Origin of the sequence: Pseudomonas sp. PA-1-3F (assembly GCF_021609665.1) — a bacterium.
Taxonomy (GTDB): Bacteria; Pseudomonadota; Gammaproteobacteria; order Pseudomonadales; family Pseudomonadaceae; genus Aquipseudomonas; species Aquipseudomonas paracarnis.
In genome coordinates this window covers 1-13,592 of the sequence record NZ_WJZD01000029.1, presented here as the reverse complement: position 1 = coordinate 13,592, position 13,592 = coordinate 1, and the positions used below count along the sequence as shown (strand labels likewise).

At 60.8% G+C, this 13,592-nt stretch carries 9 protein-coding genes; 6 read left to right on the top strand and 3 right to left on the bottom strand.

Annotated elements, in window-relative coordinates; genetic code table 11:
* The first annotated feature begins 213 nt into the window (after window positions 1-213).
* The 4 genes from xdhA (at window position 214) to guaD (ending at window position 6,303) form a co-directional block, all read left to right on the top strand.
* On the top strand, window positions 214-1,662 hold the full coding sequence (gene xdhA / locus GIV26_RS20065) for a xanthine dehydrogenase small subunit (RefSeq protein WP_236281953.1): 1,449 nt from the start codon (window positions 214-216) through the stop codon (window positions 1,660-1,662).
* On the top strand, window positions 1,655-4,081 hold the full coding sequence (gene xdhB, locus GIV26_RS20060; RefSeq protein ID WP_236281952.1) for a xanthine dehydrogenase molybdopterin binding subunit: 2,427 nt from the start codon (window positions 1,655-1,657) through the stop codon (window positions 4,079-4,081). Before xdhA ends, xdhB begins: the two co-directional genes overlap by 8 nt.
* Before the next feature lie 65 nt (window positions 4,082-4,146).
* Window positions 4,147-4,986, top strand: a complete 840-nt coding sequence (gene xdhC / locus GIV26_RS20055) for a xanthine dehydrogenase accessory protein XdhC (protein WP_236281950.1) — start codon at window positions 4,147-4,149, stop codon at window positions 4,984-4,986.
* Between the two features lie 12 nt (window positions 4,987-4,998).
* Window positions 4,999-6,303, top strand: coding sequence for a guanine deaminase (gene guaD, locus GIV26_RS20050; protein ID WP_034128375.1), 1,305 nt, complete (start codon window positions 4,999-5,001; stop codon window positions 6,301-6,303).
* Between the two features lie 151 nt (window positions 6,304-6,454).
* Here the strand turns inward: guaD and GIV26_RS20045 are convergent, their stop codons facing one another.
* Complete coding sequence (locus GIV26_RS20045) at window positions 6,455-7,219, bottom strand: GntR family transcriptional regulator (RefSeq protein WP_014719469.1); 765 nt, start codon at window positions 7,217-7,219, stop codon at window positions 6,455-6,457.
* 339 nt (window positions 7,220-7,558) lie between these two features.
* Here GIV26_RS20045 and GIV26_RS20040 point away from each other — a divergent pair, with 339 nt between their 5' ends.
* Window positions 7,559-8,749 carry a benzoate/H(+) symporter BenE family transporter gene (locus GIV26_RS20040; RefSeq protein ID WP_197900413.1) on the top strand — a complete coding sequence of 397 codons (1,191 nt, stop codon included), beginning with the start codon at window positions 7,559-7,561 and terminating at the stop codon, window positions 8,747-8,749.
* 37 nt (window positions 8,750-8,786) lie between these two features.
* On the opposite strand, the gene GIV26_RS20035 is transcribed toward GIV26_RS20040, so the two are convergent.
* Entirely contained in the window at window positions 8,787-9,131 is a 345-nt protein-coding gene (locus GIV26_RS20035; protein WP_003193255.1) for a YggL family protein, read from the bottom strand.
* Window positions 9,132-9,367: 236 nt separating this feature from the next.
* On the opposite strand from GIV26_RS20035, the gene dacB reads away from it, so the two are divergent.
* Window positions 9,368-10,828, top strand: a complete 1,461-nt coding sequence (gene dacB / locus GIV26_RS20030) for a D-alanyl-D-alanine carboxypeptidase/D-alanyl-D-alanine endopeptidase (RefSeq protein ID WP_034128373.1) — start codon at window positions 9,368-9,370, stop codon at window positions 10,826-10,828.
* 129 nt (window positions 10,829-10,957) lie between these two features.
* On the opposite strand, the gene GIV26_RS20025 is transcribed toward dacB, so the two are convergent.
* Window positions 10,958-13,342 (bottom strand): sensor domain-containing diguanylate cyclase, encoded by a 2,385-nt coding sequence (locus GIV26_RS20025; protein ID WP_236281948.1) that lies wholly within the window; start codon window positions 13,340-13,342, stop codon window positions 10,958-10,960.
* Window positions 13,343-13,592 lie beyond the last annotated feature (250 nt).

The window sequence follows — 13,592 nt, the reverse complement described above, 5'->3', positions numbered from 1 at the left end:
TACGCCCACCGTGGCGAATTTGGCACGAAATAAGCAACGTTGAAAGCCTGTAAGCCGCCAAAAACGCCGGTTCCAGAAGACTGGACCATAATTGAAAGTGTTGTGATCGTATTTTCTTGACCCTTAGGTCAGAAAACCATTGACCGAAAAGTCAGACATGACTAGATTCGGCGCAAAGCGGTTAACAACAATAATGAGTCTGCGAGGCCTTCCGTGATCCAGTTTTTACTTAACCAGGAACTCCGTAGCGAGCACGCCCTGGACCCCAACCTGACCGTGCTCAACTATCTGCGCGAGCATGTGGGCAAATCCGGTACCAAGGAAGGCTGCGCCAGCGGCGACTGTGGCGCGTGCACCGTGGTGGTCGGCGAGTTGCGCACCGACGAGCAAGGCGTCGAGCAGATTCGTTATCGCAGCCTCAATTCCTGCCTGACGTTCGTGTCGTCACTGCACGGCAAACAACTGATCAGCGTCGAAGACCTCAAGCACCAGGGCCAACTGCACAGCGTGCAACAGGCCATGGTCGAGTGCCACGGTTCGCAGTGCGGCTTTTGTACCCCAGGTTTCGTGATGTCGCTGTTTGCCCTGCAAAAGAACAGCGATGCCCCCGACAGCCAGAAAGCCCATGAAGCCCTTGCCGGCAACCTGTGTCGTTGCACCGGTTATCGCCCGATCCTCGCCGCCGCCGAACAGGCCTGCTGCAACAAGCCCCAGGATCAATTCGACAGCCGCCAGGCTGAAACCATCGCCCGCCTCAAGGCCATCGCGCCGACGCAAACCGGTGAACTCAACAGCGGTGACAAGCGCTGCCTGGTGCCACTGACCGTCGCCGACCTGGCCGACCTCTATGACGCCTACCCGCAAGCCCGCCTGCTGGCCGGCGGCACTGACTTGGCGCTGGAGGTCACCCAGTTCCACCGCACCCTGCCGGTGATGATCTACGTCGGCAACATTGAAGCCATGAAGCGCATCGAGCAGTTCGACGACCGCCTGGAAATCGGCGCGGCCACCGCCCTCTCCGACTGCTACGCCGCGCTGTACCACGAATACCCGGACTTCGGCGAACTGCTGCAGCGCTTCGCCTCCCTGCAAATCCGCAACCAGGGCACCCTGGGCGGCAATATTGGCAACGCTTCGCCCATTGGTGATTCGCCGCCGCTGCTGATTGCCCTGGGCGCACAGATCGTGCTGTGCAAAGGCAACACCCGCCGCACCCTGGCGCTGGAAGACTACTTCATCGACTACCGCGTCACCGCGCGCCAGGACAGCGAGTTCATCGAGACCATCATCGTGCCCAAGGGCCACACGCTGTTCCGGGCCTACAAGGTGTCCAAGCGCCTGGACGACGATATTTCCGCGGTGTGCGCAGCGTTCAACCTGAACATCGACAACGGTGTGATCAGCGCGGCTCGCGTTGCCTTCGGAGGCATGGCCGCCACACCAAAACGCGCAAAAAATTGCGAGGCCGCGTTGGTGGGCGCCATCTGGAACTTGGCCACGGTCGAGAAAGCCTGCGCCGCCCTGGCACAGGACTTCACCCCACTCTCGGACTTCCGCGCCAGCAAGGAATATCGCCTGCTCAGCGCGCAAAACCTGCTGCGCAAATACTTCATCGAACTGCAAACGCCGCACATCGAGACTCGGGTGACCGCTTATGTCTAACCATCACGCCGTGGTAAAAACCGAGGCTGAACTTGCCGCACTCTTTGCCCAGGACCTCACCACCGGGGTAGGTCGCAGCGTCAAGCATGACAGCGCCGCCAAGCACGTCAGCGGTGAAGCGCAGTACATCGACGACCGCCTGGAATTTCCCAACCAGTTGCACCTGTATGCGCGCATGTCCGACCGCGCCCATGCCCGGATCATCAGCATCGACACCGCGCCCTGCTACGCCTTCGACGGCGTACGCATTGCCATCACCCATGAAGACGTACCGGGACTGAAAGACATTGGCCCGTTGATGCCCGGCGACCCGCTGCTGGCCATCGACACCGTGCAGTTCGTGGGCCAGGTGGTACTGGCCGTGGCCGCCCGCGACCTGGAGACCGCACGCAAGGCGGCGATGGCGGCGGTGATCGAATATGAAGACCTGGAACCGGTACTGGATGTGGTCGAGGCGTTTCGCAACAAGCACTTCGTGCTCGACAGCCACACCCACCAGCGCGGCGATTCGGCCACTGCGCTGGCAAGCGCCAAGCACCGTATCCAGGGCACCTTGCATATCGGTGGCCAGGAACACTTTTATCTGGAAACCCAGATCTCTTCGGTGATGCCCACCGAAGACGGCGGCATGATCGTCTACTGTTCCACGCAAAACCCCACCGAAGTGCAGAAGCTGGTGGCCGAAGTGCTTGACGTGTCGATGAACAAGATTGTCGTGGACATGCGCCGCATGGGCGGCGGGTTCGGCGGCAAGGAAACCCAGGCCGCCAGCCCGGCATGCCTGTGCGCCGTGGTGGCGCGCCTCACTGGCCAGCCGACCAAGATGCGCCTGCCACGGGTCGAAGACATGCTGATGACCGGCAAGCGTCACCCCTTCTATATCGAATACGACGTAGGGTTTGACGACAACGGCCGACTGCACGGCATCAACCTGGATCTGGCGGGTAACTGCGGTTGTTCGCCGGACCTGTCCAACTCGATTGTCGACCGCGCCATGTTCCACGCCGACAACTCGTATTACCTGGGCGACGCCACGGTCAATGGCCATCGCTGCAAGACCAACACTGCCTCCAACACGGCCTATCGCGGCTTCGGCGGCCCCCAAGGCATGGTCGCCATCGAAGAGGTAATGGACGCCATTGCGCGCCATCTGGGCCAAGACCCGTTGGCGGTGCGCAAGGCCAACTACTACGGCAAGACCGAACGCAACGTCACCCACTACTACCAGACCGTCGAGCACAACATGCTCGAAGAAATGACCGCCGAACTGGAAGCCAGCAGCCAATATGCCGAGCGCCGCGAAGCGATCCGCCTGTACAACGCCCACAGCCCGATCCTGAAAAAAGGCCTGGCGCTGACCCCGGTGAAATTCGGTATTTCGTTCACCGCCAGCTTCCTCAACCAGGCCGGCGCGCTGATCCATATCTACACCGATGGCAGCATCCACCTGAACCACGGCGGCACCGAGATGGGCCAGGGCTTGAATACCAAGGTCGCGCAAGTCGTGGCCGAGGTATTCCAGGTCGAAATCGACCGCGTCCAGATCACCGCCACCAACACCGACAAGGTACCCAACACCTCGCCCACCGCTGCCTCCAGCGGCGCCGACCTGAACGGCAAGGCCGCGCAGAATGCGGCCGAAACCATCAAGCAGCGCCTGGTGGAGTTTGCGGCGCGCAAGTACGACGTAAGCGAGGCGGACGTGGAGTTTCGCAACGGCCATGTGCGCGTGCGCGAGCAGATCCTGAGCTTCGAGGCGTTGATCCAGCAGGCGTATTTCGCCCAGGTATCGCTCTCCAGCACAGGTTTCTACAAAACCCCGAAAATTTTCTACGACCGCAGCCAGTCTCGCGGGCGACCGTTCTACTACTACGCCTTCGGGGCTGCTTGCTGCGAAGTGATCGTCGACACCCTGACCGGTGAATACAAGATGCTACGCACCGACATCCTGCATGACGTCGGCGCTTCGCTGAACCCAGCCATCGACATCGGCCAGGTGGAAGGCGGCTTCATCCAGGGCATGGGCTGGCTGACCATGGAAGAGCTGGTGTGGAACAACAAGGGCAAGCTGATGACCAACGGCCCGGCGAGCTACAAGATCCCGGCAGTGGCCGACATGCCGCTGGACTTGCGGGTGAAGCTGGTAGAGAACCGCAAGAACCCGGAGGACACGGTGTTCCATTCCAAGGCCGTGGGCGAGCCGCCGTTCATGCTCGGGATTGCTTCGTGGTGTGCAATCAAGGATGCGGTGGCGAGCTTGGCTGACTATCGCCAGCAGCCCAGGATCGATGCGCCGGCCACGCCCGAGCGGGTGTTGTGGGGATGTGAACAGATGCGGCAGTTGCGGGCGCTAAAGGCTGTTGATCGTTCCCACGCGGAGCGTGGGAATGCCGCCCTGGACGCTGTGCGTCCGCTCTAGTGACGCTGAGCGTCACGGTATGCATTCCCACGCGGAGCGTGGGAACGATCTGACTGGAGGTAGACATGGACAACTGGATCAGCGCCCTCGCCACCCTGCAAAACCAGGGCGAACCCTGCGTGCTCGTCACCATCATCGAAGAACTCGGCTCAACCCCGCGCAACGCCGGTTCCAAGATGGTCATCAGCGCCGCGCACACCTTCGACACCATCGGCGGCGGGCACCTGGAATACAAGGCGATGCAGATCGCCCGGGACATGCTGGTGCGCGGCCAGCAGAACACCCATCTGGAGCGCTTCAGCCTCGGCGCCAGCCTGGGCCAGTGCTGCGGCGGCGTGACCGTGCTGCTGTTCGAACCCATGGGCCAGGCGCAAGCGCACATCGCCGTGTTTGGCGCCGGCCACGTCGGCCGTGCGTTGGTGCCATTGCTGGCGAGTCTGCCCTGCCGGGTGCGCTGGATCGATTCCCGCGAGCAAGAATTCCCGCAGCACATCCCCCAAGGCGTGCGTAAAATCGTCAGCGAAGAGCCGGTCGACGAAATTGCCGACCTGCCTGCAGGCAGCTACTGCATCGTCATGACCCACAACCACGCGCTGGACCTGGAACTGACCGCCGCCCTGCTCAAGCGCAACGACTTCGCCTACTTCGGCCTGATCGGCTCGAAAACTAAGCGGGTCAAATTCGAACACCGCCTGCGTGATCGCGGCTTTGACACCGCGCAGTTGCAACGCATGCGTTGCCCCATGGGCCTCCCCGAGGTCAAGGGCAAGCTTCCGGTGGAGATCGCCATCTCCATCGCCGGCGAAATCATCGCCACCTATAACGCCAATTTCGGCCAGCATCTTGCCGGCGCCGAACCTATTGCCAAACTGCTGCCGGCTTCGCGCCGCAGCCACGCTATCTGAATTGAGACGATCATGCCTTTGACTCGCAAAGCCTACCGTGCCGCCATCCTGCACAGCATCGCCGACCCTGCCATCGTGGGGATCGAAGCCTCTTATGAATATTTCGAGGACGGCCTGCTGGTGATCGACAACGGCCAGATCAGTGCCCTCGGGCACGCCAGCGACCTCCTGCCGAGCCTGCCCGCCGATATCGACATCACCCATTACCAGGACGCGCTGATCACCCCTGGCTTGATCGACACCCATATCCACCTGCCGCAGACCGGTATGGTCGGCGCCTATGGCGAGCAGTTGCTGGACTGGCTCAACACCTACACCTTCCCCTGTGAAAGCCAGTTTGCCGACAAGGCTCACGCCGAAGAAGTCGCCGATATCTTCATCAAGGAACTGCTGCGCAACGGCACCACCACGGCGCTGGTGTTCGGCAGCGTGCACCCGCAATCGGTGAATGCATTCTTTGAAGCGGCCGAGAAACTCGACCTGCGCATGATCGCCGGCAAGGTGATGATGGACCGCAACGCGCCGGACTACCTCACCGACACCGCCGAATCCGGCTACCAGGAAAGCAAGGCGCTGATCGAACGCTGGCACGGCAAGGGGCGCCTGCATTACGCGGTGACGCCACGCTTCGCCCCTACGAGCACGCCGGAGCAACTGACGCTGGCCGGTCAGCTGCTGGGCGAGTACCCGGATTTGTACATGCAGACCCACATCAGCGAGAACAAGCAGGAAATCGAGTGGGTCAATGAGCTGTTCCCGGAGCGCAACGGCTACCTGGATGTCTACGACCATTACAAGCTGCTCGGCGAGCGCTCGGTGTTTGCCCACGGCGTACACCTGTGCGACGACGAATGCGCACGGCTGGCAGAGACCGGTTCGGCGGTGGCGTTCTGCCCGACTTCGAACTTCTTCCTCGGTAGTGGGTTGTTCAACCTGCCGATGGCCGAGAAACACAACTTGAACGTGGGCCTGGGCACCGACGTGGGCGGCGGCACCAGCTTCTCGCTGCTGCAAACCCTGAACGAAGCGTACAAGGTCATGCAGCTGCAAGGTGCGCGCTTGAGCCCGTTCAAGTCGCTGTACCTGGCAACCCTGGGCGGCGCACGGGCGTTGCGCCTGGAAGACAAGATCGGCACGTTGCAGCCGGGTACCGATGCAGACTTCCTGGTATTGGATTACAACGCCACGCCGCTGCTGAGCTATCGCCTGAAACAGGCCAATAACATTGCCGAGACGTTGTTTGTGCTGATGACGTTGGGGGATGACCGGACGGTGTTGCAAACCTATGCAGCCGGGCAACTGGTGCACCAGCGCTGATTCAAGCTACATACAACCAATGTGGGAGCTGGCTTGTGTGGGAGCTGGCTTGCCTGCGATAGCATCACCGCGGTGTAACTGATACACCGCGGCGCCTGCATCGCGGGCAAGCCCAGCTCCCACACAAGCCTGCTCCCACATTTGATTGGGTTTACAACTTTACAGACGAGCGCCCAGGTTTTTTAGTCTGTAAAAGATGCGAAAACACCGCATGCAAATCATCCGACGCACTCTCTTCATCGAGGTTGAGCTTGCTGTCGATGTGATCCATGTGATGCATCATCAAGTTCACCGCCAACGTCGCATCCCGGGCTTCGATCGCGTCGATCAACTGGGTGTGCTCATCGTAGGAACAGTGCGAGCGGTTGCCGCTTTCGTACTGGGCGATGATCAATGACGTCTGGGACACCAGGCTGCGCTGGAAGCTGATCAGCGGCGCGTTCTTCGCGGCTTCGGCCAGCTTCAAATGGAATTCGCCAGAGAGACGGATACCGGCGCCGCGATCACCGCGCGAGAAGCTGTCGCGCTCGTCGTTGACCATCTGGCGCAACTCGGCCAACTGCTCGGCCGTGGCGTGCTGCACCGCCAACTCCGTGATCGCCCGCTCCACCAGGCGCCGGGCCATGAACACCTGGCGTGCTTCTTCGACGCTTGGGCTGGCAACCACCGCACCGCGATTGGGCCGCAGCAGTACCACGCTTTCATGGGCCAGGCGCGACAGCGCACGGCGAATGATGGTGCGGCTCACGCCGAAGATCTCGCCCAGTGCCTCTTCACTCAATTTGGTTCCGGGCGCCAGGCGTTGTTCAAGGATCGCCTCGAAGATATGCGCATAGACGATATCGTCCTGGGTTCCGCTGCGACCGGCCTTGCCGGCTCGCGGTTGTTTCTTGAGAGGTTGCAACTGTTCGTTCATGAGCACTCGGGTTTGAGAACGGCGAATTAACGGTAATACGGCAACAGCGTGTCGCTGGCAAGTATCACCTAAAAACAGCGCACATTGTACACAACCCATTGCGCCAACACACTGTACGGCTGTTTGCGGCCTCGGCTGTATTGCAATGACTCGTTACGTTTGAGTTTAGGCTTGATTCCACGATTTCCCATGAACGACATCCCACTGTAGGAGCGAGCTTGCTCGCGAAGATCCCAAGGGCGCCGCGTTTAATCTGATTGCCCGCGTTATCGTTGGCGATTTTCGCGAGCAAGCTCGCTCCTACAGCGTGCGGAGTCAGGTAAAAAGGAACACCTCTCCATGACCGACGCCACCCAAGCGCCCTTGCGCCCGCTGGCCGACACTTCTGCGTCGGCCGTCGTCGCCGGCTTTATCGCCATGATGACCGGCTACACCAGCTCCCTGGTGTTGATGTTCCAGGCCGGCCAGGCCGCAGGCTTGACCACCGCGCAGATTTCTTCGTGGATCTGGGCGATTTCCATCGGCATGGCGGTGTGCAGCATCGGCCTGTCCCTGCGCTATCGCACACCGATCACCATCGCCTGGTCTACCCCTGGGGCGGCGCTGCTGATCACAAGCCTGGGTGGGGTGAGCTATGGCGAGGCCATCGGTGCCTACATCACCTGTGCGGTACTGGTGACGCTCTGCGGGTTGACCGGCAGCTTTGAGAAGCTGGTCAAGCGGATTCCGGCGTCATTGGCGGCGGCGCTGCTGGCGGGGATCCTGTTCAAGATCGGCAGCGAGATTTTCGTCGCCGCCCAGCACCGTACCGGGCTGGTGCTGGGGATGTTCTTCACCTACCTGATCATCAAGCGTGTGTCACCGCGCTATGCCGTGCTGGCCGCCTTGCTCATCGGCACCGCCTTGTCAGGGCTGATGGGGCTGCTGGATTTCAGCGGCTTTCATCTGGAGGTGGCGACGCCTGTGTGGACCACGCCGCACTTCTCGCTGGCGGCGACCATCAGCATCGGCATCCCGCTGTTCGTGGTGGCCATGACCTCGCAGAACATGCCCGGCGTAGCCGTGCTGCGGGCCGATGGCTACACCGTGCCGGCTTCGCCGTTGATCACCATCACCGGCCTGGCGTCACTGGTGCTGGCACCGTTCGGCTCCCACGGCATCAACCTGGCGGCGATCAGCGCCGCGATCTGCACCGGGCCGCACGCCCATGAAGACCGCAACAAGCGCTACACCGCTGCGGTGTGGTGTGGGGTGTTCTATGGGATTGCCGGGGTATTCGGCGCCACGCTGGCAGCACTGTTCGCAGCCCTGCCCAAGGAACTGGTGCTGTCGATTGCGGCATTGGCGTTGTTTGGCTCGATCATCAATGGCTTGAGCATCGCCATGAATGAGCCGAAGGAACGAGAAGCGGCGCTGATTACCTTTATGGTCACGGCGTCAGGCTTGACGTTGTTTTCCATCGGGTCGGCGTTCTGGGGGATTGTGGCGGGGGTGTTGACGCTGCTGATTCTGAATTGGCGCAAGGCATAAAAAAACGGCGACCCTCAGGTCGCCGTTTTTTTCAGTATCACTTAGCCGCGTTGATCGGCTTTTCCGGATACCACACGTCCAGCAACGGGCTGACTTCAGCCTTGGTCAGCTCGGAACGGGTTTTCAGCCAGGCTTCGACCGCAGCACGCTGCTCTTCGGAGACCGAGCCACGCTTTTGCAGGCAAACCAGACCGTAGTCATCGCCGCCGACATAGCCCAGGCCATTGGCTTCCATGGCTTCTTTGATGAATGCTTCGAGGAAAGCGTCGATAGCTTCTTCACTCAGGCCTTCGTTGAAGTCCAGGTTCAGTTCGAAACCCAGCTCTTGAAATTCATCAACGCACAGTTTTTTGCGCAGACGCTGGGAACGGTTAGTCGCCATTGGAACAATCCTCATAAGTATTAACGGGCGGCACTTTAGCAGTTTAAGGCGGCAATTGCCCGACTCTCTGGGACCGACGGGCAAATGCGCGCAAAAAAACCGCAATTAGCGGCTATCGTTCAGCTACAAGCAGCGCCAGCTTGGGGCATAATGCCGACACTTTCGTGACCAATGAGGGATTTTCTTCCGTACCCCTCGCCTTTTTCACCCTCCTCAGCAGTAGGGTTTTATTTCTTATGATCAAATCTTTGCGTTCAGTGTTACTTGCCAGTGTTGTCTTGCCCCTGGCCTTTTCCGTTTCCGCTGCTCCCGTCAATAACACCCTGCCACCCAGCGTTGCGCAGGCCTTGCAGAAGGCCAAGCTGCAAAATACCGCGCTGTCCCTGGTGATGCTGCCCCTGAACGGCCCTGGTACCCCTACGGTTTTCAACGCCGACGTCTCGGTGAACCCGGCTTCCACCATGAAGCTGGTCACCACTTACGCGGCCCTGGAAATGCTCGGCCCCAACCATCAGTGGAAGACCGAGTTCTACACCGATGGCACCCTCAGCGGCGGCGTATTGCGTGGCAACCTATACCTCAAGGGCGGCGGCGACCCCAAGCTGAACATGGAAAAGCTCTGGCTGCTGATGCGCGACCTGCGCGCCAATGGCGTTCAGCAAGTCACCGGCGACCTGGTGCTGGACCGTAACTTCTTCAACCAGCCGCAATTACCCGAGTTCAACGACGACGGCAACGATGAGAACAAGCCGTTTCTGGTCAAGCCCGACGCCTTGCTGGTCAACCTAAAGGCCCTGCGCTTCGTGACCCGCAATGATTCGGGGCGGGTGATCGTATCGGTCGAGCCGCCGATTGCCAGCATTCGCATCGACAACCAGGTGAAAGTCACCAACGCCAAGCAGTGCACCGGTGACGTGCGCTACAGCCCGGTGACCGCCGCCGACGGCAGCGTGACCGTGACCGTCAGCGGCCAACTGGGTGATGGCTGCAGCTCGCAGACTTACCTGTCGCTGCTCGACCACGCCACCTACACCGCAGGCGCCGTGCGGGCGATCTGGAAAGAGTTGGGCGGTACCATCCAGGGCCGTGATATCCAGGCTCCGGTGCCAAAGGATGCCAAGGTGCTGGCGCGCGCCTTCTCGCCGGACCTGGCGGAAATCATCCGCGACATCAACAAGTACAGTAACAACACCATGGCCCAGCAGTTGTTCCTGAGCCTGGGTGCACAGTTTCGCAACGATGCCGATGGCGACGATGCCAAGGCCGCGCAACGCGTCGTGCGCCAGTGGCTGGCCAAGAAAGGCATCACCGCGCCGCACCTGGTGATGGAAAACGGCTCCGGCCTGTCCCGCGCCGAACGGGTCAGCGCCCGCGAAATGGCGGCCATGCTGCAAGCGGCGTGGAAAAGTCCTTATGCGGCGGAGTACATCAGCTCGATGCCGATCGCCGGCACCGACGGCACCATGCGTAAACGCCTGAAAACCACCGCCCTGCGCGGCGAAGCCCACGTAAAGACCGGCACCTTGAACACCGTACGCGCCATTGCCGGTTACAGCCGCGACAACAATGGCAATACCTGGGCGGTGGTGGCTATTCTCAACGACTCCAAGCCTTGGGGAGCCTCGTCGGTATTGGATCAGGTGCTGCTGGACCTGTATCGCCAGCCGAAGGCCGTTGCAGCCGCGCCAGTCCTCTAAGCACCCCATTACCCTGTCTGATCATTCCCACGCTCTGCGTGGGAATGCTTTTTTGGACGCTCTGCGTCCGCGCTCAAGGCGTGACGCGGAGCGTCTTAGGATGCATTCCCACGCAGAGCGTGGGAACGATCATTCAAGCATCAGGGCTTCCTCGACCCGATCCCTGCCCGCCTGCTTGGCCACATACACCGCCGAATCAGCGCGCAGCAGCAACCCATCGATGCCTTCGTCAACCCGCCAACTGGCCACGCCGAAGCTGGCGGTGACCACTCCCACCGGTTCCATCGCCGCATCGCGCAACGACTGCCACAACTGTATCGCCAGGCTGTAGGCCTGAGCGCCATCGGTGTTGGGGCACAGCACCACGAACTCTTCCCCGCCGATCCGGCAAAACACATCGGTGCGGCGCAAGCGTTGGCCGATACGCTTGCACAACTCCTGCAACACGCTGTCGCCCACGGCATGGCCGTGCTGATCGTTGATGCGCTTGAAGTGGTCGATATCGAGCATGATCAACGACAGCGCGCCAGATATACGGTTGAGCCGAAGCATTTCGCCCTTGAGACGATCCTGGAAATAGCGCCGGTTATAGATCCCTGTCAGGGAGTCGGTGATGGACAACGCGCGCAGTTCTTCCTCGACCCGTTTGAGGTCAGAAATATCCGATACATAACCGTGCCAAAGCGTACCGCCTCCCGGCAACTCTTCCGGCGTCGCTTCGCCGCGAATCCAGCGCAGGCCTCGCTGGGGTAATTGCACGCGGTACTCTTCTCGCCAATGGCTCATTTGCAACGCAGAAAGGCGTATCGACGCACGCACTCGCTCCAGATCCAAAGGGTGAATGCGCTCCAGGACCGTGCGCGCATCCTTCTGCAGCATGCCCAGCTCGATTTCATAGATATCGCGCATGCCTTCGCTGGCATAGATGAAACGCCCGTTGTCCTGGGGCTCCAGGGTGAACTGGAAGATGCCACCAGGCACATGGGCGCTGAGTTTTTTCAGCAGGCGGTCGCGGACGGCAAGGGCCTCATAGGCGCGCTTTTGCTCGGTGACATCCAGGTAAATCGCCAAGTGCCCGACCCATAGGCCATGGTCATCCAAGAGCACGGTCGGCAACATGTTGACCGTCAACTGGCTGCCATCCTTGCGCACCAGCGTCCACTCACGTCCTTCATGTTGACTGTCTGGGCTCTCCACCAGCATCGCCTGACTCGCTGGAATGCGCTTGCCCAGCGCCCTGCTCAACGGCTCGGCGCGGGCGTCAAGTTCCACGGCCACATGCAGACGGTCCAAGGTCATATGCCCAAGCACCTCCTCGGCCTTGAAGCCCAACATCTGTTCGGCACCGGCATTGAAGGTGTTGATCACACCGCGCAGGTCAGTGGCAATGATCGCCACTTGAGTCGCCGCATTCAACACGCTGCGCAGTTGCCCATGGGCGCCACGCAACTCCTGCTCACGGGCACGCAATTGAACGGTGCGTTGCTCCACCAGTTTCAGTGCGCGCTGGCGCTGGCTGACCAACATGTAAAGCAGCGCACTGAGCAAGGCGCTGAGCAACACGCCCATCGCCAGAATGGTGTGCATCGAAGAATGGTTGGCCCTGTCGAACACTTCGCTGGCGCTCAGGCTCAGGGCATAGACATGATCCCCCAGGGAGAGGCGGCGTGCAGCCGTCAAGCCACTACTGCCCAACGCGTTACTGGACGCATACAACACCCGTTGCTGGGTGTCGGAGGTGTCTACGATCTGCATCACCAGGTTGTCACGGTTGGGCCTGGGCAACCCCTCGGCCACCAGCTGGCGCATGCTGATCACCGCCATCACAAAACCATAAGGCTCGGCCCCCACGACTTTGCTCACGGGCGCCACCAATAACACGCCTGCCGCATAAGCGGGCTCCACCCCCACCAATTGCATGGGCTGTGACACCGCCAACTGGCCGCTTTGTTGTGCACGCTCCAGCGCTGCACGGCGCAGGGGCTGCGCCAGCAAATCAAAGCCCAGCGGCGAGCCCAGCAAACTTTGCGTCTGGCTGTACAGCACCGGTACGTATTCATCGCGCTCAGCCGCTGGCGCCAATTCACCGGAGGTATTCAGTTCGCGGATACTGAAGGGAATGCCACGCTGGCGAGAAATGTCCTGTTCAAACAGGCTGCGCTGCGTGCGAAATATCCGTGGTGCCCAGGCATAAGCACGGGCATGCAACAACAGCGGTTTGGCGAAACCGTCGAACTCGTTGCGGGACACCTCGCCGGAATTGACGAAGAAACGCTGCAGGCTGCCCAGGCGTTGTTCCTGGTCTTCAAAACGTTCCTGGATGCGGCTGTAGCGCTCGTTGACCAGCAACTGGAACCGCTGGCGCACCTGTTGCTGATACAGATCCGAAGCCGCCCACGCGACGACCACCGTCAGCGCGCTACCAACCACTAACACCACCAATGCCACCAGCCAAGCCGATGCCTGCTCACTGATAAAACCAAGGATTTTCGGGCGAACGACTTGCATCGGCATAGGCAACACTCACAGCGCCAGTGTGCGGGGGTGTCACTTTGGCTAGGGCTTAAGTTATAGCCATCGGTCATGGGTTTGACCAGTGCAAAACCGTCAACGGGCTTATTGTGGCGAGGGGGCTTGCTCCCCCTCGCGGGGGGAGGGCCCGCACGGTTCTTCTGGCGGCTCCGCAGCCCCGCCGGGGCGAGCTCCCTCTCCCCACAAACTCGCTTCTCTCTGGGGGAAGTCACGTTGGGGGTGTTTTCTAGCC